Here is a 20216-nt window from a genome sequence, read left to right as displayed (position 1 = left end):
AGCAGCCTGGATGTCGTCACCAGGCGCTCGCGCCACCTCGGGAGGTCAGGCCACTGTGACCCGTACGGTGTGCCAACCGGTCGCGCCGTCCGGGGCGACCGGCCTGCGCTGCTCCGGCTGCGTGCCACCGGTCGCGTCGGTGGCCCGCACCTGGAGCGTGTGCTCCCCCGGCGTGGCCTCCCAACGCCACGACCACTGCACCCAGGTGTCCGTCGACACCGTCGGAGCCAACGTCGCGTCCCGCCACGGGCCGCCGTCGACGCGCACCTCGACGCGCCGCACGCCCCGGTGCTGCGCCCACGCCACACCGGCGACCGTCACCGGGCCGGCGGCCGGGCGGCTGCGGGGCCGGGGCGTGTCGATGCGCGACTGCGTCTTGACCGGCCCCTCGGCGGACCAGCCACGCGGCACCCAGTACGCGTCGAAGTCCGCGAAGCTGGCCAGCTCCAACTCGGTGAGCCACTTGCACGCCGAGACGTAGCCGTACAGGCCGGGCACCACCATCCGCACCGGGAAGCCGTGCTCGATCGGCAGGGGCTCACCGTTCATCCCGACCGCGAGCAGCGCGTCCCGCCCGTCGCGCAGCGCCGCGGTCGGGGCGCCGCAGGTCCAGCCGTCGGCCGCGCGCCCCACCACCTGGTCCGCGCCGTCCTCCGGGCCCGCCTCGTCCAGCAGGTCCTTGAGCGGTACGCCGAGCCAGCGGGCGTTGCCGATCAGGTCCCCGCCGACCTCGTTGGACACGCAGGCCAACGTCACGTAGCGCTCGACGAGCGGGCGGGCGAGCAGGTCGTCGAAGCTCAACTCGATCGGCTTGCGCACCCGGCCGTGGATGCGCAGCCGCCAGGTGACCGGGTCCACCTGCGGCACCACCAGCGCGGTGTCGATCCGGTAGAACTCCCGGTTCGGCGTCACGTAGGGGGCGAGCCGGGGCAGGGACAGGTCCGCCCCGACGGGCACCTGTGGCGCGGGCGCGGCCGGGGCCGGCAGCTTCACCGCCGCGCGGGCCGTCGAGACACCACGCCGGCCGGCCAGCCAGTGCCCACCCAGACCGGCGACCGACGCCGCGCCGGCCAACAGCCCCACGCCGCGCAGGAACCGGCGACGCGACTCCGGATCGTCGTCCCGCGCGGGTGGCTCCCAACCGCCGGAGGACTCCTCGTCCTTCGCGAGCGCCGCGACCGCCGGGGGCGGTACGGACGCCCGGCGGTGTGCCGCGGCATCGCCGGCCGGCCGGTCGGAGTCGACCCCGCGCAGCGGGCCGGCGACGAAGGCCCAGAGCGTGAGCGCGCCCAGGGCGCCGCCGACGAGCGACGGCAGCACGTCGAGCGGGCCCGCGCCGGGCCGGGTCAGCGCGGAGGCCACCCCGAGCGCGGCGAACACCGCGATGCCGGCCAGGCCGGTCGCCAGCCGGCGGGCGGCGGCCAGACCGAGCAGCGCGCCGAAGACGGCCAGCAACAGCCCCGTCCCGATCAGCAGCGCGATCTTGTCGTACGTGCCGAAGACGTCGATGGCGAATTGCTTGAGCGGCTCCGGCACCAGGTCGACGACGAGGCCGCCGACCGCGATCAGCGGGGCGGACCGCGGACCGGTCAGCACCGCCACCGGCTCCGCCACACCGAGTGCCACCACGGCGGCGACCACACCGGACAATGCCGCGCGACGGCGGGAGAGGGTGTTCACCCATCCAGTGTTGTCGACCGCGGGCCTCGGCCGCCAACCTCGTCCGGCGCCGGGTACGCGTCAGGGCACACCGCCACGTCGGCGGTGTGCCCTGACGTCGGGCCGAACTCCTCGGGTCAGAAACCCGGGCCGTGCTGGTGGCCGTGCCCGTGCGAGTGGCCGTGCCCACCGGCGGCGGCCGGCTCCGGGTCGGCCGGCTTCTCCACGATCAGGCTCTCGGTGGTGAGCAGCAGGCCGGCGATCGAGGCGGCGTTGGTGACCGCGTTGCGGGTCACCTTCACCGGGTCGATGATGCCGGACTTGGCCAGGTCGACGTACTCGCCGGTGGCGGCGTCCAGGCCGTGGCCCCAGTCCTGGCCGACGACCTTCTGCACCACCACGTAACCGTCGTGGCCGGCGTTCTGGGCGATCCAGCGCAGCGGCTCGACGAGCGCCTTGCGCACGATCGAGACACCGACCTTCTCCTCACCGGTGAAGCCGAGGTCGTCGTCGAGAACCGGCAGGATCTGGGCCAGGGCGGCGCCGCCACCCGGGACCGTGCCCTCCTCGACCGCGGCCTTGGTCGCGGCGATGGCGTCCTCGATGCGGTGCTTGCGCTCCTTCATCTCGACCTCGGTGGCCGCGCCGACCTTGATCACGGCGATGCCGCCGGAGAGCTTCGCCAGCCGCTCGGCCAGCTTCTCCCGGTCCCAGTCCGAGTCGGACGCCTCGATCTCCTTGCGGATCTGGGCGACCCGGTCGGTGACCTCGGAGGCCTGTCCGCCACCGTCGACGACAGTGGTGTTCTCCTTGTCGACCACGACCCGGCGCGCGGTGCCGAGCACCTCCAGGCCGACCTGGTCGAGCTTGTAGCCCAGTTCCGGGGCGACCAGCTCGGCGCCGGTGAGGATCGCCATGTCCTGCAGCATCGCCTTGCGGCGGTCGCCGAAGCCGGACGCCTTCACCGCGCAGACCTTGATGGTCTTGCGGAGGGCGTTGACCACGAGCGTGGACAGGGCCTGACCCTCGACGTCCTCGGCGACGATGAGCAGCGGCTTGTTGTTCTGGAGAACCTTCTCCAGCAGCGGCAGCAGCTCCTCGATGGCCGAGATCTTCTGCGTGGTGATCAGGATGTACGGGTCCTCCAGGACCGCCTCCTGCCCCTCCGCGTCGGTGACGAAGTTCGGCGAGATGAAGCCCTTGTCGAACTGCAGACCCTCGGTCACCTCCAGCTCGGTGGTGAGCGCGGAGCCCTCCTCGACGGTGATGACACCGTCGCGGCCGACCTTCTCCATCGCCTCGGCGATCAGCTCGCCGATGGTGGCGTCCTGCGCGGAGATGGTCGCCACGTGCGCGATCGACTCCTTGCTGGAGACCTCGACGGCCTTGCCGAGCAGCGCCTCGGAGACCTTGGCGGCCGCCGCGTCGATGCCCCGCTTCAGGCCGGTCGGGTTGGTGCCGGCGGTCACGTTGCGCAGGCCCTCGCGGACCATGGCCTGGGCCAGCACGGTCGCGGTGGTGGTCCCGTCGCCGGCGACGTCGTTGGTCTTGGTCGCCACCTCCTTGACCAGCTGCGCGCCCAGGTTCTCGTAGGGGTTGGTGAGCTCGATCTCCTTGGCGATGGTCACGCCGTCGTTGGTGATCGTGGGCACACCGAACTTCTTGTCCAGGACGACGTTGCGCCCGCGCGGGCCGAGGGTGACCCGGACCGTGTCCGCGAGGGCGTTGACACCGTGCTCGAGCAGGTGCCGGGCGTCATCCGAGAAGCTCAGGATCTTCGCCATCAATATCCCTTCGAAGCGACGTTGCCCCGGCCCGGCGAGCCGGATCGGGGCAACGACACTGATCGGTTGCTTACTTCTCGATGACCGCGAGGACGTCGCGGGCGGAGAGCACCAGGTACTCCTCGCCGGCGTACTTGACCTCGGTGCCGCCGTACTTCGAGTAGAGAACGGTGTCGCCGACCTTCACGTCGACCGGCACGCGGTTGCCCTTGTCGTCGATCCGGCCGGGGCCCACAGCGAGGACGGTGCCCTCCTGCGGCTTCTCCTTGGCGGTGTCGGGGATCACGATGCCCGAGGCGGTGGTGGTCTCGGCCTCGTTCGCCTGCACCACGATGCGGTCCTCGAGCGGCTTGATCGCAACCTTGGTCGCGGTAGTCACGGGCATACCCTCCCGGGTACTTGGTGTCGTTACCGGTCAGCGTGCCGACCGGCGTCAATCTGCCACATGCCACCGGGCGGGACCGTCGTCGCGGGTGCCGGTCCGCCTGGCGCTCAACTCCCGGGCACGAGGCCCGGTCGTTGGCACCCTCAGGGTGAGAGTGCTAATCGCAGGTTATTCCTCAGCTAGCACTCCGTCAAGGAGAGTGCCAACGCCGTGCCCTTCGTGTCGCCCCGGAACCGGGTCGGGAGAATGGTCCGGTGGACCTCGACCAGCTCGCCGCGCTGCGTACCCCCGAGGGGTCGGCCGCGCTCGCCGCGGCCGACCGGGTGGCCGGCGGCGACCCGCTGACCGCGGCCGCCGCGCTGCGTTCGGCAGGCATTCCGGGCGGACTCGCCGCCGCCGCACTCACCCAGGCGGAACTGCGTCGCCGGGCGGTCGGCAAGTTCGGGGCGGAGGCCGCCGGGATGTTCCTCACCCGGGCCGGCCTGGAACAGGCCACCAGGCGGGCGGTGGCGGACCGGCGGGCGGCGCGCCTGCGGGCCGCCGGCGTGCGCACCCTGGCCGACCTGGGCTGTGGGCTGGGCGCGGACGCGCTGGCCGCGGCCCGCGCGGGCATCCGGGTGCACGCGGTGGAGGCCGACCCGCTGACCGCGGCGATGGCCGCCGCCAACGCCGAAGCGGCCGGGCTCGCCGGGTCGGTCACGGTGGAGTGCGGCGACGCCACCGCGTTCGACGTGCGCGGCGTCGACGCCGCCTTCTGCGACCCGGCGCGGCGGCGGGCCGGCACCGGGCGGCGGGTGTTCGACCCGAACGCCTACTCGCCGCCGTGGGACTTCGTCACCGGACTGGCCGACCGGGTGCCGCGCACGGTGGTCAAGGTCGCGCCCGGCCTGGACCACGCGCTGATCCCGGCCGGCGCCGAGGCGGAGTGGGTGAGCGTCGACGGCGACCTGGTGGAGGCCGCGCTGTGGTGCGGCGACCTGGCCGGCGTCCCCCGCCGCGCCACCCTGCTGCGTGAGAAGGAAGGGCCCCTTGTTAACGCCTCCGGTAGTAAAAGGGTCCCCTCCTATCACCTGACCGGCACCGGAGCGGCCGAGGCGGAGGTGGGGCCGGTGCGGCGGTTCCTCTACGACCCGGACCCGGCGGTGGTACGCGCGCACCTGGTCGCCGAGCTGGCCGCCGACCTCGACGCCACGCTGGCGGACCCGTCGATCGCCTACCTGTACGCCGACGAGGCCCGCCCCACCCCGTTCGCCCGCTGCCTGGAGATCACCGACGTGCTGCCGTTCTCGCTGAAGCGGCTGCGCGCGCTGCTGCGGGAGCGCCGGGTCGGACGGTTGGAGATCCGCAAGCGCGGGTCGGCGCTGGAGCCGGAGAAGCTGCGCCGCGATCTGCGGCTGGCCGGCGACGCGCCGGCCAGTCTGGTGCTGACCCGGGTGGCCGGCGCGCCGACGGTGCTGGTCTGCCGGCCAGGCGGGTAGGCGCCGACCCGGCCGGGCTGCCGTCCGACGAGGTGGTGCGGCCGAGGTCGACGGCGCGCTGACCGTGGCGGTCGTGCCGGTCACCGGCGAACTGGACCTCAAGGCCTTCGCCGCGGTCGCTCCGCTGTCCACCCGGTGACGGACGCGCGGGCCGCCCCGCTGTCCGCCCGTCTGGCGGGACGGGGAACACGAGAACGGGAAACGCGCGGAGGACCGGCCGCCGGCACGACCGGCCCGTCCCCCGCGCCGACTAACGGATCAGGCCGCGCCGCGGACCCGGCCGACGTTGATCGTGCCGTTGTCGTCGTAGACCTCGGCGATCCGCTTGGAGACGCTACGCCGCCCCTGGGTGAACATCGGGACGTCGTTGTGCACACGGACGTGCACGGCGCCGTGGTGTTCCGCGAAGACGTCGACGGGTGCGCCGTTCACGACCTCCGCACAGATGCGCACGGTGCGCGTACCGTCGTCCTCGACGTCGATGACCACGACGCCGCGGTCGGTTGGCAAAGGCATTCTGGGACTCCTCCCGATTAGCAGAACCTGTTGTTCACGTGTGTTTGGACGTCAATCTCCGGAGCGTCCGCCGGGCCGGGACGGACACCTGTCGCCGCCGAACATGACCCGGGTCCACTCACCGACGTGGCAGAAGATGTCGCAACTGGTGGTGACGCCGAGCTTCGCGGGCACCCTCGACGCGGCGACGTGCCTGGACACCCCGCCCATCGAGTAGACGCTGTCGAGATCCCGCCAGAGCGAGATGCTCCACACCGTCCGCTCCCGCCACCGCACGAGCAGCCTGATGCCGAGGAAGCCCTCGGCATGGCGACGGACGTCCCGCTTCACCCGCAGATGCAGCAGCAGAACGATCAGCACGCGCACCAGATCACCGCAGTGGAACCTGGTGATCACCACCTGCCCCTGGGTCGTGTCGGGTTCCAGGGTGGGGGTCACGGGGAAACGACGGTCACGGCGAGGGCTGCCGCCAGCAGCAGCATCGCCGCTCCGGAGACCCGTCGAACCCGACTCACCCATAGCCGGTCACTCCTTTCCTCGATCTCGGCGGCCTTCCTGGTCAGGCTCCAGATAGTGACCAGGAGGGTCACGGTGAGGGCCGTGACAACCAGCACCAACGGCGCGGATCCGGGTGCGACAAGCACGACGCCTGCCGTGGCCAACCAGATCAGCGACGTGGTCTTCTGCGTGGTGAAGAGCAGACCCAGATCGATTCCCCAGACCACCCCGAGCGTGCCGGCCGGCAGGGTCCGGACCAGTCGCTGCGGCACCTGTCGCCAGATGTGCGGCGTCCGGTCGAGCAGATCCAGAACGCCGAACAGCACCGCGAGTGCGACGAGGGCCACCACCCGCCATGTCTCGGGGACCAGTTCCCCGACCGCCGATCCGATCAGGTAGACCGGCACGGCGAGAACCATTCCGGCGACGAGTCCGCCGACCGCGAGGCCCGCCAGGAATCGAAGTCCTTCAGATACGTTCCGCCTCAACATAGGGCTGGCGACCCCAGCCATGGAGAGGCCTCAAGGACTGAGAATCTGCAGCACCGCTCCCGCGATGCCGACGACGAGCCAGACGACCATCGGCGGGCTCAGTTGTACTGGCAGTGGATGCCAGATCCGGTGATTTTGCCCGAGCTGTTCTTCTTCTCGCAGCAGTTGCAGTGCAGGTAGCCGTTGACCGAGCAGTACCAGATGTACTTGTAGGTGGCCGACTTGCACGTCGAGTACGAGATGTTCGGTGGGACGTAGACGAGGCTGCAGCACTGGTAGTTAGCCGCCATCGCCGGCGTCGAGCGGGCGAAGACCGCCCCCGACGCCACCAGGCCGGCGACGCCGATCTTTGCGAGGAAGCCTCGCCGGCTACCCCCGCGACGGCCTGTCGCCGTCATTTTCTCCTCATTCATTCCCAACAGCCTCCTTGACCGGGAAGACGGCGGCGCTGAGCGCCGCCAGATCGGTGAACAACAATGCCGAAACCAGGCGCCCGTGCCGGAAGACCAGCGCCGACGGGCTGGTCATCACGCCCAGTTCTTCCGCCACCCATTCGCCCCCCACGTCGATGTGGTGCGGGAGTCCCGCCAGTTCGTGTCGGGTCATGAAGTCCTCGCCGCGCTCCTGGTCGATCGTCGAGATCAGGATGGCGAAGTCACGCGTGTCGGCCAGGTCGCCGACCTCGCCGGCCGCCTTCTCGCAGCTGTTGCAGGAGGTGCTGAACACGAGCACGACCCGCAGGTCCGCGGTGGCGACCTCCGCCAGACCGGCAGGCCAGCGCTCCGGCCGCGACCCGACGCGGGCTCCGTCGAGCAACCGGACGGTGCCGCTGCCGCCGCCGGGCGCGCCCGCGCCCTCCATGCCGCCGGAGCGCGCGTACAGCTCGCCCAGCATCGCGAAGAGCACCACCACGGCGCCCGCGACCACCAGCAACCCGAACCCGAAGACGTAACTCATCCAGCGATCTCCTTAGACAGCTCCGCGCCGGCCGGGCGCGTCGGGGGCCGGACCAGGTCGACGACCATGCCGCGCCACAACAGCAGGGCCATGCCCGCGACGAGACTCGCGGCCACGACGGCCATCCGGTCGGCCGGGAGAGCCGCCGGCGAGGTGAGCAGCAGCGCGGTGCCGAAGCCCACGAGCGCGAGCCCGATCAGGACGTTTCGCACACCCAGCGGACGGCCCTCTGGCCGACCGAAGCATCCGCAGGGCAACGTCGTCCCGCGCTGCCGACCCGCGAGACCGGCCGCCGCGAAGCCGGCCCCCAGGGCGGCGGTCGCCGCGGCGGCGGCCGGCCGGCCGGCCGGCACGAGCAGGGCCGCACCGACGACAGCCTCGACGGCCGCGACCGCCCGCACCAGCGAGAGGGCCGTGCCGCGACGCACCGGCAGGAGCGCCATGAAGAGCTGGCGGGCGTGCCTGGGCGTGGCCAGCTTGCCGAGGCCGGAGCAGACGAGGACCGCCGAGACCAGGCAGATCGACATGGTGGCGAGGAGTTCGGCGGCACTCACGGGCGCGACCTGTCATGTGCGGAGCCGAATACGACACGCATAGGACACCCCCGTGAGTCGCGTCGACAGCGCTCCCATACGGAGGAAAAACGTGAACGTCTGTCGATGTATAGCTGGATCTTCGTGGAACTTCCGCGCCGCGTCAAGAGACCGTTGCGGAATGTGGCACTCCGGCCCGACCCTGGCGTCGCACCCCGCACCCCGCACCGCCGTCCGCCACGCCACCTGCCACCTGCCACCGGACTCCGCGAGGAGTCGCACGCACCGGGGGGGCGTGTCGCCGACGTTGCGGAATTGTTACCGCCGCCAACAAAACTTCTGACCTCGACAGTCTTGCGACTCATGGAGGGCGGGGAATACGTTGCCGGACACAACAAAACATCACCACTCCCCCCCTCGAAAGGACCCTGCACATGCGCAAGGGCTTCCTCACCTTCGCGGCCGTCGGGCTGCTCGCGACCGGCAGCATGGCCGCCTGTGGTGACGACGGCGGTTCGTCCGACGAGGCCGGCGGCGCCAACGCCAAGAAACCGAAGATCGGCGTGATCCTGCCGGACAGCAAGTCCTCCGCCCGCTGGGAGGGCGCGGACCGCAAGTACCTCAAGGCGGCGTTCGACGCGGCCGGCGTCGAGTCCGACATCCAGAACGCGCAGAACGACAAGACCGCGTTCCAGACCATCGCCGACCAGATGATCACCAACGGCGTCAACGTCCTGATGATCGTCAACCTGGACTCCGGCACCGGCAAGGCCGTGCTCGACAAGGCCAAGTCGCAGGGCGTCGCGACCATCGACTACGACCGGCTGACCCTGGGCGGCTCCGCCCAGTACTACGTCAGCTTCGACAACGAGGCGGTCGGCAAGCTCCAGGGCGAGGGCCTGAGTAAGTGCCTGACCGACAAGGGCGTCAAGAACCCGTCGATCGCGTACCTCAACGGCTCGCCGACCGACAACAACGCCACCCTGTTCAAGAACGGGTACGACTCGGTGCTCAAGCCGAAGTTCGACTCGAAGGAGTACACCAAGGTCGCAGACGACTCGGTGCCGGCCTGGGACAACGCGCAGGCCGCTACGATCTTCGAGCAGCAGATGACCAAGGCCGGCGGCAAGATCGACGGCGTGCTCGCCGCCAACGACGGTCTCGGCAACGCGGCCATCTCGGTGCTTAAGAAGAACAAGCTCAACGGCAAGGTCCCGGTGACCGGTCAGGACGCCACCAAGGAGGGCCTGCAGAACATCCTCGCGGGTGACCAGTGCATGACCGTCTACAAGGCGGTCAAGAAGGAGGCGGACGCCGCCGCCGAGCTGGCCATCGCGCTCGCCAAGGGCGAGAAGAAGGACACCGGCCAGACGGTCAACGACCCGCAGGGCAACCGGGACGTCCCGTCCGTGCTGCTGGAGCCCAAGGCCATCTACAAGGACAACGTCAAGGACGTGGTGGCCGACGGCTACGTCACCAAGGAAGAGCTATGCACCGGTGCCTTCACGAAGCTCTGCACCGACGCCGGCGTGAGCTGACCCACCCGCCTCAGGCGGCGCCGCCCGGCACGGGAGACCCCGTGCCGGGCGGCGCCCGCGCCGGACGGGATCCGAGACCTCCCTCCGCCCAAAGGAGAACCCCGTGTCCGCAACCCCCCTGCTGGAGCTACGCGGGATCGACAAGAGCTTCGGTCCCGTCCAGGTGCTGCGTGACGTCGCCTTCGCCGCACAAGCAGGCGAGGTGACCGCGCTCGTCGGCGACAACGGCGCCGGCAAGTCGACCCTGGTCAAGTGCATCAGCGGCATCCACCCCACCGACGCCGGCGAGTTCGTCTTCGACGGCCGGCCGGTGACCATCAACAGCCCTCGCGACGCCGCCGCGCTCGGGATCGAGGTCGTCTACCAGGACTTGGCGCTCTGCGACAACCTCGACATCGTGCAGAACATGTTCCTCGGCCGGGAGAAGCGCAGCGGCATCGTGCTCGACGAGCCGACCATGGAGCAGATGGCCGCCGAGACGCTCGCCGGGCTGAGCGTGCGCACCGTGAAGTCGCTGCGCCAGCACGTGGCAAGCCTCTCCGGCGGCCAGCGGCAGACGGTCGCCATCGCCAAGGCCGTGCTCTGGAACAGCCGGCTGGTCATCCTGGACGAGCCGACCGCCGCACTCGGCGTCGCGCAGACCGCCCAGGTGCTGGAGCTGGTGCGCCGGCTGGCCGACAACGGCCTGGCCGTGGTGCTCATCTCGCACAACATGAACGACGTCTTCGCCGTCTCCGACCGGATCGCCGCGCTCTACCTCGGCCAGATGGTCGCCCAGGTGAAGACCACCGACATCACCCACTCGCAGGTGGTCGAGCTGATCACCGCCGGCCGCTCCGGCAGCCTCGGCCTCACCGGCGAGCCGGCCGGCGCCGCGCCCGCCGACACCACCCCAGGAGCCGTCCGATGACTGCCACCGTCGTGAAGAAGGAAGGCCCGGCCGGCGTCGCCCCGACACCGACCCTGGGCGGCCACGTGAACAACTACTGGCGCCGGGTGCGCGGCGGCGACATCGGCGCACTCCCCGCCGTGGTCATGCTCGTGGCGCTGGCGGTGGGCTTCTCCATCGCCCGCCCGTCGTTCTTCACCGCCGGCAACCTGGCGAACCTGTTCACCCAGGGCGCGGCGGTCACGCTCATCGCCATGGGCCTGGTCTTCGTCCTTCTGCTCGGCGAGATCGACCTCTCCGCCGGCTTCGCCAGCGGCGTCTGCGCCGCGATCCTGGCCAACGTCGTGACGGTGCTCGGCTACCCCTGGTACGTGGCGGTGCTCGCCGCCGTCGTCACCGGTGTGGTGATCGGCACCGTGCTGGGCCTGTTGGTCGCCAAGGTGGGCATCCCCTCCTTCGTGGTCACGCTCGCCGGGTTCCTGGCCTTCCAGGGCGTGGTGCTGACGCTCATGGACGAGGGCGCCAACATCGCGGTCCGGGACGACGTGCTCGTCGCGATCGCCAACCGCAACCTCGCCCCCGCCCTGGGCTGGGCGCTCGCCGCCGTGGCCGTCGCCGGCTACGCGGCCGTGCAACTGCTGCGGCACCGCAACCGGGCCGCCCGCGGCCTGATCACCGACCCGATCGCGGTGGTCGCCGTCCGGATCGCCGGCCTCGCCGTGATCCTCGGCGTGGCGGTCTACGTGCTCAACCTGGAGCGCAGCCGCAACGTGCTCGTCGTCTCGCTCAAGGGCGTGCCGATCGTGGTGCCGATCATCGCGCTCCTGCTGATCGTTTGGACGTTCGTGCTCCAGCGCACCAGCTACGGACGGCACATCTACGCGGTCGGCGGCAACGCCGAGGCGGCCCGCCGGGCCGGCATCAACGTCGACCGGATCCGCATCTCCGTCTTCGTCATCTGCTCCTCGATGGCCGCGATCGGCGGCATCGTGGCTGCCAGCCGGGCCAACTCGGTCGACCCCAACACAGGTGGCAGTAACGTACTGCTCTACGCCGTCGGCGCGGCGGTGATCGGCGGCACCAGCCTCTTCGGCGGCAAGGGCCGGGTCCTCGACGCCGTGCTCGGTGGCGCGGTGGTCGCGGTCATCGACAACGGTATGGGACTGATGGGATACAGCTCGGGCGTCAAGTTCGTGGTCACCGGCGTGGTGCTGCTCGCCGCCGCGACCATCGACGCGCTGTCGCGTCGGCGGGCCGCCGCCACCGGCACGCGCTGACCCGGGTACGGAAACACCATGGCAGTGGCAATGCGCGCGGGCCCCAGTCAGGACGAGATCCGCCGGCAGAACCTGGGCGCATTGCTCCGCTACGTGCACGTGCACGGCGCCACCAGCCGGGCGGAACTGACCACCGCGCTCGGGCTCAACCGCAGCACCATCGGCGCGTTGACCGCCGACCTGGCCGGCGCCGGACTGGTCAGCGAGGAGACACCCAAGGAGACCCGGCGGGCCGGACGACCGTCGCTCGTCGTCCGGCCCGAGTCCGGGCGGGTCTACGCGTACGCGTACAGCGTCGAGGTGGACCGGCTGCGGGCGGCGCGGGTCGGGCTCGGCGGTGAGGTACTCGACCGCCGCGAGCTGGACCGGCCGCGCAACCTCCTCGCCGGGCAGGCCGCGCCGCTGCTGGCCGACGCGGTCAAGGAGATGCACCGGTCGGTGCCGGCGGACTCGGTCTGCGTGGGCGCCGGGCTGGCGGTGTGCGGCATGGTCCGCCGCGAGGACGGGCTGGTCCGGCTCAGCCCCACCACCGGCTGGGTGGACGAGCCGATCGGCGGGGCGCTCGCCGCGGAACTGGGCACCGACGTGCCGATCACGGTGGGCAACGTGGCCGACGTGGCCGCGTACGCCGAGCACGCGCGGGGCGCGGCCGCCGGATGCGACAACGTCATCTACATCTACGGTGACGTGGGCGTGGGTGCCGGCATCATCGCCGGCGGCCGGCGGTTGACCGGACACGGCGGCTACGGCGGCGAGGTCGGCCACATGGTGGTGGTCCCCGGCGGAGTGCGCTGCGACTGCGGCCGGCGCGGCTGCTGGGAGACCGAGATCGGCGAACACGGCCTGCTGCGCGCCGCCGGCCGGTCCGAGGCGCGCGGTCGGGACGCCCTGCTCGCCGTCTTCGACGCCGCCGACCGCGGCGACGCGCAGGCACAGACGGCGGTACGGCGGGCCGGCGACTGGCTCGGCTTCGGCGTCGCCAACCTGGTCAACATCTTCAACCCGGAAATGGTCATCTTCGGGGGCACGATGCGGGACCTCTACCTGGCCGCCGCCGCACAGGTGCGCAGCCGGCTCAACACCAACGGGCTGCCCGCCTGCGTGGAACACGTGCGGTTGCGCACCCCGAAGCTAGGTGACGACGCGGCGCTGATCGGCGCCGCCGAACTGGCGTTCGAACGACTCCTCGCCGACCCGCTGAACTGATCGGCCCGCCGGGCCGTACCAGTGTGCGGACGGGCGGCCGGCCCGCACGGCCGGCCGGCACACCCCGCGTACCGGTCCGGACCGAGGAGGCACCGCAACCATGGCATCGCTGGAATCCGCACGTCGTCACCGGGCGTACCGGGTGGTCCTGCTGCTCGCCGCGCTCGGCGCGGGGATCGGCGTCCTTCCCGGGGCGGCGCAGGCCGCACCGAACCCCGGCGTGCAGATGAACGCCGCCGACATGACGCTGCTCAACGGCGTACGGCTGGCCGGGCTGTGGGAGATGCCGGCCGGGCAGATGGCCGCCGAGAAGGGGCAGTCGGCCCGGGTGCGGGAGGTCGGCGCGGAGATCGCCCGGCAGCACGCGGTGCTGGACCAGTTGGTGGTGGAGGCGGCCAACAAGCTCGGCGCGACCCTGCCGACCGATCCGACGACGGAGCAGAAGGGGTGGTTGACCGAGATGCAGAACGCCAAAGGCGCCCGGTTCGACCAGATCTTCGTCACCCGGCTCCGGGTCGCCCACGGCAAGATCTTCCCGGTGATCGGCGCGGTGCGGGCCAGCACCCGCGACCCGATCGTGCGCAAGCTGGCCGAGGACTCGAACAAGTTCGTCAACGACCACATGACCATGCTGGAGAGCACCGGGCTGGTCCGCTGGCAGCAGTTGCCGCCGGCCGCGCTCCCGCCGGCGCAGAGCGACTCGCTCGTCGCCGCCGCCGCGGCCAACGTGGGCAGTGGGGTGCAGGTCAGCACCTCGGTGGTGTGGGCGGTGTTCCTGATCGCGCTGGGCACGGGCGGGTACGCGACCTGGCGGCTGAGGCGCCGTTCCTGACCGGGCCCCTCACCCGTGCCAGGAACGCCACAGCGCGGCGTACGACCCGTTCGCGGCGACCAGTTCGTCGTGCGATCCCAGCTCGGTGATCCGGCCGTCGGAGACCACCGCCACCCGGTCCGCGTCGTGCGCGGAGAACAGCCGGTGCGCGATCGCGATGACGGTCCGGCCGTGCAGCACCGCGGCCAGCGACCGCTCCAACGCCCGGGCGGCACGCGGATCGATGAGCGAGGTGGCCTCGTCCAGCACCAGGGTGTGCGGGTCGGCGAGCACCAGCCTGGCCAACGCCACCTGCTGCGCCTGCGCCGGGGTCAGCGGGTACCCGCCCGCGCCGACCGGCGTGGCCAACCCCTGCGGCAACGCCTGCGCCCAGTCCAGCGCGTCCACCGCGGCCAGCGCGGCACGCACCCGGGCCGCCTCGGCGTCCGGCCGGACCATCGCCACGTTGTCGGCGAGCGTGCCGATGAACACGTGATGCTCCTGGCTGACCAGCGCGACATGGGTACGCAGCTCGTCCAGCGGCAGTTCGGTGAGGGGTCGCCCGTCGGCGGTCACCGTGCCGGCGGTCGGCGGGTGCACCCCGGCCAGCAACCGGCCCAGCGTCGACTTGCCCGCGCCGGACGGGCCGACCATCGCCAACCGCTCCCCCGGCCGGGGAACCAGCGTCACGCCGTGCAGCACGTCGTGCCCGGCCCGGTAGGCGTACCGGACGTCGTGCGCGGCCAACCGGCCCTCCGCGTCCGTCCGGCCGGGGGCGACGGGCACCGGGGTCGGCTGCGCCGGGCCGGTGGCCACGCCCAGCAGCCGGGCCAGTGACGCGCCGCCCACCTGGAACTCGTCGAGCCAGGCGAGGAGCCGTTCGACCGGGTCGGTGAGCTGCTGGGCGTAGAGCGTGGCGGCGGTGACCTCGCCGAGGCTGACCCAACCCTTGAGGTGGAACCAGCCGCCGATGAGCAGCGTCGCCACCATCGGCACCAGGTAACCGAACTCGGCCACCGGCCAGAACACGGTCCGCAGGTACAGGGTGTAGCGCTCGGTCGCGTACGACCGGCGGATGTCCCCGTCGCCGCGGGCCCGGCGGCGGGCCTGCTGGCGCAGCGCCTCGGTGGTCCGCGCCCCCTCGACCACCTCGCTGATGCCGTCGGTGATGTCCGAGTAGGCGGCGTTCTCCCGCAGGTAGCCCTCCGGGGCCCGGCGCAGGTACCAGCGGGTGCCGGCCCAGATCACCGGCACCGCGAGCAGGCTCGGCAGCGCCAGCAGCGGCCCGGTCAGCACCAGCGCGCCGAGGATCAGCAGCACGGTGACCGCCGCGATGAGCGTCTCCGGACCGGCGAACCGGACCGTGCGGGACAACGCGGAGACGTCGCGGGAGGTGCGGGTGAGCAGGTCACCGGTCCCGGCCCGTTCCACGGTGGCCAGGGGCAACGCGAGCACCCGGTCGACGAACTCCTCACGCAGTTCCGCGAGGACCCGCTCGCCGAGCCGGGCGGACGCCAGGTGCGCGAACCGGACCAGCGCCGACTGCACCACCACGAACGCGGCGATGGCCGCCACCACCCGGTCCACGGTGGTCGCGGCGACGCCCCGGGAGATCCCCTCCACCAGGTCGCCGAGCAGGCGCGGGGTGACCAGACCGGCCGCCGCGGCGAGCGCGTGCAGGCCGAGCGCGGCGGCCAGGCCGCGCGGATGCCGGCGGATCAGCTCCCGCGCGTACCGACGGACCTGGTCGCGGTCGGCGACGGGCAGCGCGCCGCTCACCGGTCCTCCTCCCGGCTCACCACGGTCGCGTACCGGGGTTCGGCGGCGAGCAGTTCCTCGTGCCGGCCCTCGGCGACGACCTTGCCGTCCTCCACGAAGACCACGTGGTCGGCGCGGCCGAGCACCAGCGGGCTGGTGGTGCAGACGAGCGTGGTGCGGCCCCGCCGGGCCGTGCCCAGCCGGTCCGCTATCCGCGCCTCGGTGTGCGCGTCCACCGCGCTCGTCGGCTCGACCAGGATCAACGTCTCCGGGTCGGCGACAAGCGCGCGGGCCAACCGCAACCGCTGCCGCTGCCCGCCGGAGAACTCCCGGCCGCGTTCGGCGACCGTGCCGTCCAACCCGCCGGGCAGCGCGTCGAGGATGTCCGTCGCGCTCGCCGCGGCCAACGCCGCCTCGACGGCGCCGCGGTCGCCGCGGTCGTGCGGGTCCAGTTCCGTGCGCAGCACGCCGCTGAACAGCTGCGCGTCGTTGTCGGCCACCAGAATCCGCTCCCGCACCGTCGCCAGCGCCAGGTCCCGCAGCGGTACGCCGTGCAGCGTGACGTCCCCGTCGACGTACCGGCCGAGCCGGTCGGCGATCTCCGCGGCGTCCTGCGGTGCGCCGGTGGCCAACGCGGTGAGCCGTCCCGGTCGCAGCACCAGCCCGGAGTGGACGTCCACCAGCTCGCCGGGGCCGTCGGGCACCGGGGCCGGACGGGCCGGGTCGGCGAACTCCGGGGCCAGCCGCAGCAGCCGCACCACCCGGCGGGCCGCGACGTGCCCCCGGGTCAGCTTGTCGGCCGCCTCGGTGAGGTTGCGCAGCGGGCTGACCAGGAACGCGGCGTAGCCGTAGAAGGAGACCAGCTCACCGACGCTGATCTCGCCGCGCAACGCGAACCGGGCGCCGAGCCAGGTCACCAGCACCACGAAGACGCCCGGCAGGAGGATCTGCGCGGCCTGCAGCAAGGACTCGACCCGGGCCACCCGCAGGCCGTCGGCGCGTAACGCCTGGGACCGTTCCCGGTAGCGGGCGGACAGCATCGGCTCCCCGCCGACACCACGCAGCACCCGCAGGCCGGAGACGATGTCCGCGGCGCGGGCGGTGAGCGTGCCGGTCGACTCCCGGTAGGCGGCCTGCTGTCGGTGCAGCGGGCGGATCAGCATGGCCACCAGCCCCATCAGCAGCGGCACCCCGAGCACCACCACCAGGCCGAGCGGCACCGACGCGGTGAGCAGGATCGTCGCGACCGTGACGACGGCGACCACCGAACCGGCGCCCCGGGCGGTGATGTCGAGCGCGCCGCCGATGTGCTCGATGTCGGACGTGCCGATGCTCACCACCTCACCGGCGGCCACCCGACGGGGCAGCGCGGCGCCGAGCCGATTGGTGGCGTCCACCGTGACCTGCACGGTGCGGTACGCCCCGCCCAGCCAGTTGTGCACCGCGCAGCGATGCCGCAGGATCCCGGACACCGTCTGCACCACACCCAGGCCGAGCAGGACCAGACTCCAGCGCAGCAGGGCGTCCGGGTTCCGGTCGGTGAGGCCGTCCTGCACGGCGCGGCCGATGGCGGCCGGCACCAGCGCCTGGGCCAGCATCCAGATCACCCCGAGCGTGATGCCCCCGCCGAAGTAAACCGGGTGGCGCCCGGCGAGCCACACCAGGTAACGGGTGGCGGAGCGCACGTCAGGGGTGCCGGGGTCGCCGGCCGGTGAGAAGCGCATGACGCGCCGACGCTAGCCGCCGGCGCGAGCCGCACACCAACGCTTTTCCACCCTCAGCGGTCGACCTGGGTGAAGTCCCAGGTGTGCGGCGCGCGGGCCACCAGGCGGGTCGGCGGGTCGGGCAGCTCCCGCGGGTTGCTCCGCCATTTGGAGATGACCACCAGCCGGTGGTCGGTGGAGGTGAACACCTCGCTGGAGACGTGCATCGGGTCGTGCTCGAACTCCGGCAGCACGGTCTCGCAGACCCAGGTGATCAGGTCGGCGAAGCCGTACGACTCGGCCTTCGCCTCCCACATCCGCACGATCATGTCGTTTCCCTCCCGGTCAGACGCTGACCACGGTCAGCGGCATCGCGGAGTCGGCCGGCAGGTCCAGCCGGCTCGGGGCGACGCCCGCGGCGACCAGGTGCGAGCCGAGCGCCGCCACCATCGCGCCGTTGTCCGTGCAGAGTTTCGGCCGGGGCGTACGCACCCGGATGCCGTGTCGGTCGGCCCGCTGTTCGGCCATCACCCGGAGCCGGGAGTTGGCGGCCACCCCGCCGCCGATCACCAACGTGTCGATGCCGCTGCTGCGGCAGGCGTCCAGTGCCTTGCCGACCAGCACGTCGCAGACCGCCTCCTGGAAGGACGCCGCCACGTCGGCCACCGGGACCGGTTCACCGGCTCGCTGCCGCGCCTCCACCCAGCGGGCCACCGCGGTCTTCAGGCCGGAGAAGGAGAAGTCGTACCGGTGCCCGACCAGGTCCTTCGCGGCGGTCAGCCCGCGGGGGAAGGCGATCGCCGCCGGGTCACCGGCGCGCGCCTCCCGGTCGATGTACGGCCCGCCGGGGAACGGCAGCCCGAGCAGCCGGGCCACCTTGTCGAACGCCTCCCCGGCCGCGTCGTCGATTGTCGCGCCGAGCGGTACGACGTCGCGGGCCAGGTCGTCGACGCGCAGCAGCGAGGAGTGCCCGCCGGAGACGAGCAGCGCGATCGCCGGTGCGGGCAGCGGGCCGTGTTCGAGGGTGTCCACGGCCACGTGCGCGGCGAGGTGGTTCACCCCGTACACGGGCTTCTCCGCCGCCACCGCGTACCCCTTGGCGGCGGCGACCCCGACGAGCAGCGCGCCGGCCAGGCCCGGCCCGGAGGTGACCGCGATGGCGTCGACGTCGGCGATGGTGACGCCGGCGGAGCGCAGCGCCCGGTCCATGGTGGGCACGATGGCCTCCAGGTGGGCCCGGCTGGCCACCTCGGGCACCACGCCGCCGAACCGGGCGTGCTCCTCGACGCTTGAGGCGAGCGCGTCGGCGAGCAGCGTGTGCCCCCGCACGATGCCCACGCCGGTCTCGTCGCAGGAGGTCTCGATGCCGAGGACCAGGGGTTCGTCAGCCATGCTCGTCAGTCCTCGGTGCGCTGCATGACCAGCGCGTCGGTGTTGCTCGGTTGGTAGTAGCCGCGCCGCACGCCGATCGGCTCGAAGCCGTAGGTGGCGTAGAGGCGCTGCGCCGGAGCGTTGTCCGCGGCGACCTCCAACAGCGTGCTGCGTACGCCACGCCGGGCCGCCTCGGCGAGCAGCGCCTCCAGCAGCAGCCGGCCCACGCCCCGGCGTTGGGCGTCCCGGCGGACCGCGATGTTCTGCACCCAGGCCTCGTCGGGCGGGGCGACGGCCAGCCCGGCGTAGCCGAGCACGGCGCCGTCGTCGTCGGTGGCGACCAGGTAGTGGTGCCCGTTGGCGAGTTCGTTCCAGAACATGCCCGCCGACCACCGCTCGGCTCCGAACAGGTCCGCCTCGATGGGCAGCACCTCGTCGACGTGCCACCAGCGGAACTGGCTCAGCCTCATCGCAGGACCGGCTTGTGACCGGTGGCCGCCACCGCGTCCGGGCGGCGCAGGTAGAGCGGGGTCAGCAGCTCACTCGGCGCGCCCGCGCGGATCCGGGGCGCGGCGAGGTGGACCAGCGTCAGCGGGTCCGGGTAGCGCGGCTCGTCCCGCACCGGCAGCCCGAGCACGTCCGCGTACCGGTGCGCGCCGTCGCCGACCGCGACGGTGACGGCCAGTTCCCGGGCGCGCTGCGCGACCACCGTCGGGGCCGCGACCTGCGGCCCGGCGACGCGCCGTCCGGCGCCGTCGTAGACGGCCCAGTAGATCTCCCGCCGCCGCGCGTCGCTCGCGGCAAGCACCGGTTCGCCGGCGGCCGCCGGGTGGCCGAGCCCGTCCAGCGAACAGACGCCGTACGTAGGGACGTCCAGCACCTGGCTCATGGTGGCGGCGGTGACCAGGCCCACCCGCAGCCCGGTGAACGGGCCGGGGCCGAGGCCGGCGACGATCGCGGTCAGGTCGGCCGGTCGGGCGTCGACGTCGGCCAGCACGGCGTCGACGTGCGGCGCGAGCAGTTCGCCGTGGGCCCGGGCGTCGACCGTGCACCGGGACGCCCGGATCGCGACGCCGTCCGCCGAGACCTCGACAAGCGCCGCGGCCACCGCGGGCGTCGAGGAGTCCACCACGAGTACGAGCACGGTAAGCCAGCCTAGCCGTCCACCCCGCCCGCCGCCCCGGCACGCCCTCGCCACCCGCCCCGGCACGGCCTCCCCGCTCACTCGGCACGGTCTCGCCGCTCGTCCGCTCACCGTGCGTAGTGTCCGGACCGAAGAGATCCCCGAAGCGCGTTATGCCTCTCGGTCATAAATATGACTCAGAGGCATAACGCTCGAAGACGGGTTGCCATTCTCTGGAG

General features: G+C 72.3%; 21 protein-coding genes. 6 read left to right on the top strand and 15 right to left on the bottom strand.

What is annotated here, in order from left to right:
* Positions 1 to 45 precede the first annotated feature (45 nt).
* From ACLQ2X_RS09325 to groES, 3 genes are all read right to left on the bottom strand, one after another.
* On the bottom strand, positions 46 to 1680 hold the full coding sequence (locus ACLQ2X_RS09325; RefSeq protein WP_425680560.1) for a molybdopterin-dependent oxidoreductase: 1635 nt from the start codon (positions 1678 to 1680) through the stop codon (positions 46 to 48).
* Positions 1681 to 1796: 116 nt separating this feature from the next.
* The gene (gene groL / locus ACLQ2X_RS09320; protein ID WP_425680559.1) at positions 1797 to 3443 is read right to left on the bottom strand and encodes a chaperonin GroEL; all 1647 of its coding nucleotides are present in this window, start codon (positions 3441 to 3443) and stop codon (positions 1797 to 1799) included.
* A gap of 70 nt (positions 3444 to 3513) precedes the next feature.
* Positions 3514 to 3828 carry a co-chaperone GroES gene (gene groES, locus ACLQ2X_RS09315; RefSeq protein ID WP_088998427.1) on the bottom strand — a complete coding sequence of 105 codons (315 nt, stop codon included), beginning with the start codon at positions 3826 to 3828 and terminating at the stop codon, positions 3514 to 3516.
* A gap of 254 nt (positions 3829 to 4082) precedes the next feature.
* On the opposite strand from groES, the gene ACLQ2X_RS09310 reads away from it, so the two are divergent.
* Complete coding sequence (locus ACLQ2X_RS09310) at positions 4083 to 5306, top strand: THUMP-like domain-containing protein (protein ID WP_425680558.1); 1224 nt, start codon at positions 4083 to 4085, stop codon at positions 5304 to 5306.
* Between the two features lie 258 nt (positions 5307 to 5564).
* Here ACLQ2X_RS09310 and ACLQ2X_RS09305 read toward each other — a convergent pair whose 3' ends face one another.
* The 6 genes from ACLQ2X_RS09305 to ACLQ2X_RS09280 all read right to left on the bottom strand — a co-directional run bounded on the left by ACLQ2X_RS09305 (position 5565) and on the right by ACLQ2X_RS09280 (position 8322).
* Positions 5565 to 5822: a hypothetical protein gene (locus ACLQ2X_RS09305; RefSeq protein ID WP_387188769.1), complete on the bottom strand. Its 258-nt coding sequence runs from the start codon at positions 5820 to 5822 to the stop codon at positions 5565 to 5567.
* A gap of 51 nt (positions 5823 to 5873) precedes the next feature.
* Positions 5874 to 6260: a hypothetical protein gene (locus ACLQ2X_RS09300; protein ID WP_425680557.1), complete on the bottom strand. Its 387-nt coding sequence runs from the start codon at positions 6258 to 6260 to the stop codon at positions 5874 to 5876.
* On the bottom strand, positions 6257 to 6832 hold the full coding sequence (locus ACLQ2X_RS09295) for a hypothetical protein (RefSeq protein WP_425680556.1): 576 nt from the start codon (positions 6830 to 6832) through the stop codon (positions 6257 to 6259). The genes ACLQ2X_RS09300 and ACLQ2X_RS09295 overlap by 4 nt, the downstream gene beginning before the upstream one ends.
* A gap of 77 nt (positions 6833 to 6909) precedes the next feature.
* Entirely contained in the window at positions 6910 to 7224 is a 315-nt protein-coding gene (locus ACLQ2X_RS09290; RefSeq protein ID WP_425680555.1) for a hypothetical protein, read from the bottom strand.
* A complete protein-coding gene (locus ACLQ2X_RS09285) occupies positions 7217 to 7768 on the bottom strand; it encodes a hypothetical protein (RefSeq protein ID WP_425680554.1) in 552 nt (183 codons plus the stop codon). Before ACLQ2X_RS09285 ends, ACLQ2X_RS09290 begins: the two co-directional genes overlap by 8 nt.
* Positions 7765 to 8322 (bottom strand): MauE/DoxX family redox-associated membrane protein, encoded by a 558-nt coding sequence (locus tag ACLQ2X_RS09280; protein ID WP_425680553.1) that lies wholly within the window; start codon positions 8320 to 8322, stop codon positions 7765 to 7767. Before ACLQ2X_RS09280 ends, ACLQ2X_RS09285 begins: the two co-directional genes overlap by 4 nt.
* Before the next feature lie 413 nt (positions 8323 to 8735).
* On the opposite strand from ACLQ2X_RS09280, the gene ACLQ2X_RS09275 reads away from it, so the two are divergent.
* From ACLQ2X_RS09275 to ACLQ2X_RS09255, 5 genes are all read left to right on the top strand, one after another.
* Positions 8736 to 9839 (top strand): sugar ABC transporter substrate-binding protein, encoded by a 1104-nt coding sequence (locus tag ACLQ2X_RS09275; protein ID WP_425680552.1) that lies wholly within the window; start codon positions 8736 to 8738, stop codon positions 9837 to 9839.
* 103 nt (positions 9840 to 9942) lie between these two features.
* Positions 9943 to 10749 carry an ATP-binding cassette domain-containing protein gene (locus ACLQ2X_RS09270; protein WP_425680551.1) on the top strand — a complete coding sequence of 269 codons (807 nt, stop codon included), beginning with the start codon at positions 9943 to 9945 and terminating at the stop codon, positions 10747 to 10749.
* The gene (locus ACLQ2X_RS09265) at positions 10746 to 12005 is read left to right on the top strand and encodes a sugar ABC transporter permease (RefSeq protein ID WP_425680550.1); all 1260 of its coding nucleotides are present in this window, start codon (positions 10746 to 10748) and stop codon (positions 12003 to 12005) included. Before ACLQ2X_RS09270 ends, ACLQ2X_RS09265 begins: the two co-directional genes overlap by 4 nt.
* A gap of 30 nt (positions 12006 to 12035) precedes the next feature.
* Positions 12036 to 13211 carry an ROK family transcriptional regulator gene (locus ACLQ2X_RS09260; protein ID WP_425680744.1) on the top strand — a complete coding sequence of 392 codons (1176 nt, stop codon included), beginning with the start codon at positions 12036 to 12038 and terminating at the stop codon, positions 13209 to 13211.
* A gap of 100 nt (positions 13212 to 13311) precedes the next feature.
* On the top strand, positions 13312 to 14043 hold the full coding sequence (locus ACLQ2X_RS09255; RefSeq protein WP_425680549.1) for a DUF4142 domain-containing protein: 732 nt from the start codon (positions 13312 to 13314) through the stop codon (positions 14041 to 14043).
* A gap of 9 nt (positions 14044 to 14052) precedes the next feature.
* Here ACLQ2X_RS09255 and ACLQ2X_RS09250 read toward each other — a convergent pair whose 3' ends face one another.
* Genes ACLQ2X_RS09250 through tsaB form a run of 6 tightly spaced genes read right to left on the bottom strand, consistent with a single transcriptional unit; the run spans position 14053 to position 19998 of the window.
* Positions 14053 to 15801, bottom strand: a complete 1749-nt coding sequence (locus tag ACLQ2X_RS09250) for an ABC transporter ATP-binding protein (protein ID WP_425680548.1) — start codon at positions 15799 to 15801, stop codon at positions 14053 to 14055.
* On the bottom strand, positions 15798 to 17504 hold the full coding sequence (locus ACLQ2X_RS09245; RefSeq protein WP_425680547.1) for an ABC transporter ATP-binding protein: 1707 nt from the start codon (positions 17502 to 17504) through the stop codon (positions 15798 to 15800). Before ACLQ2X_RS09245 ends, ACLQ2X_RS09250 begins: the two co-directional genes overlap by 4 nt.
* A gap of 53 nt (positions 17505 to 17557) precedes the next feature.
* Positions 17558 to 17812, bottom strand: a complete 255-nt coding sequence (locus ACLQ2X_RS09240) for a hypothetical protein (RefSeq protein WP_425680546.1) — start codon at positions 17810 to 17812, stop codon at positions 17558 to 17560.
* Between the two features lie 16 nt (positions 17813 to 17828).
* Positions 17829 to 18875 (bottom strand): tRNA (adenosine(37)-N6)-threonylcarbamoyltransferase complex transferase subunit TsaD, encoded by a 1047-nt coding sequence (gene tsaD / locus ACLQ2X_RS09235; RefSeq protein WP_425680545.1) that lies wholly within the window; start codon positions 18873 to 18875, stop codon positions 17829 to 17831.
* Positions 18876 to 18880: 5 nt separating this feature from the next.
* Entirely contained in the window at positions 18881 to 19324 is a 444-nt protein-coding gene (gene rimI / locus ACLQ2X_RS09230; protein WP_425680544.1) for a ribosomal protein S18-alanine N-acetyltransferase, read from the bottom strand.
* Complete coding sequence (tsaB, locus tag ACLQ2X_RS09225) at positions 19321 to 19998, bottom strand: tRNA (adenosine(37)-N6)-threonylcarbamoyltransferase complex dimerization subunit type 1 TsaB (protein ID WP_425680543.1); 678 nt, start codon at positions 19996 to 19998, stop codon at positions 19321 to 19323. Before tsaB ends, rimI begins: the two co-directional genes overlap by 4 nt.
* Positions 19999 to 20216: the final 218 nt, after the last annotated feature.

Source organism: Micromonospora sp. DT31 (assembly GCF_049841795.1).
Lineage (GTDB): Bacteria > Actinomycetota > Actinomycetes > Mycobacteriales > Micromonosporaceae > Micromonospora.
Note: the sequence above shows the minus strand (reverse complement) of the source record. Positions and strands in the feature narration are given on the sequence as shown.

Excerpts from the sequence above, each read along its gene's own strand:
- groES (WP_088998427.1), bottom strand. The coding sequence starts at position 3,828 with ATGCCCGTGACTACCGCGACCAAGGTTGCGATCAAGCCGCTCGAGGAC.
- ACLQ2X_RS09265 (WP_425680550.1), top strand. The coding sequence starts at position 10,746 with ATGACTGCCACCGTCGTGAAGAAGGAAGGCCCGGCCGGCGTCGCCCCG.
- ACLQ2X_RS09260 (WP_425680744.1), top strand. The coding sequence starts at position 12,036 with ATGCGCGCGGGCCCCAGTCAGGACGAGATCCGCCGGCAGAACCTGGGC.
- ACLQ2X_RS09275 (WP_425680552.1), top strand. The coding sequence starts at position 8,736 with ATGCGCAAGGGCTTCCTCACCTTCGCGGCCGTCGGGCTGCTCGCGACC.
- groL (WP_425680559.1), bottom strand. The coding sequence starts at position 3,443 with ATGGCGAAGATCCTGAGCTTCTCGGATGACGCCCGGCACCTGCTCGAG.
- ACLQ2X_RS09290 (WP_425680555.1), bottom strand. The coding sequence starts at position 7,224 with ATGAATGAGGAGAAAATGACGGCGACAGGCCGTCGCGGGGGTAGCCGG.
- tsaD (WP_425680545.1), bottom strand. The coding sequence starts at position 18,875 with ATGGCTGACGAACCCCTGGTCCTCGGCATCGAGACCTCCTGCGACGAG.
- ACLQ2X_RS09240 (WP_425680546.1), bottom strand. The coding sequence starts at position 17,812 with ATGATCGTGCGGATGTGGGAGGCGAAGGCCGAGTCGTACGGCTTCGCC.
- ACLQ2X_RS09255 (WP_425680549.1), top strand. The coding sequence starts at position 13,312 with ATGGCATCGCTGGAATCCGCACGTCGTCACCGGGCGTACCGGGTGGTC.
- ACLQ2X_RS09295 (WP_425680556.1), bottom strand. The coding sequence starts at position 6,832 with ATGGCTGGGGTCGCCAGCCCTATGTTGAGGCGGAACGTATCTGAAGGA.
- ACLQ2X_RS09305 (WP_387188769.1), bottom strand. The coding sequence starts at position 5,822 with ATGCCTTTGCCAACCGACCGCGGCGTCGTGGTCATCGACGTCGAGGAC.
- rimI (WP_425680544.1), bottom strand. The coding sequence starts at position 19,324 with ATGAGGCTGAGCCAGTTCCGCTGGTGGCACGTCGACGAGGTGCTGCCC.
- ACLQ2X_RS09285 (WP_425680554.1), bottom strand. The coding sequence starts at position 7,768 with ATGAGTTACGTCTTCGGGTTCGGGTTGCTGGTGGTCGCGGGCGCCGTG.
- ACLQ2X_RS09245 (WP_425680547.1), bottom strand. The coding sequence starts at position 17,504 with ATGCGCTTCTCACCGGCCGGCGACCCCGGCACCCCTGACGTGCGCTCC.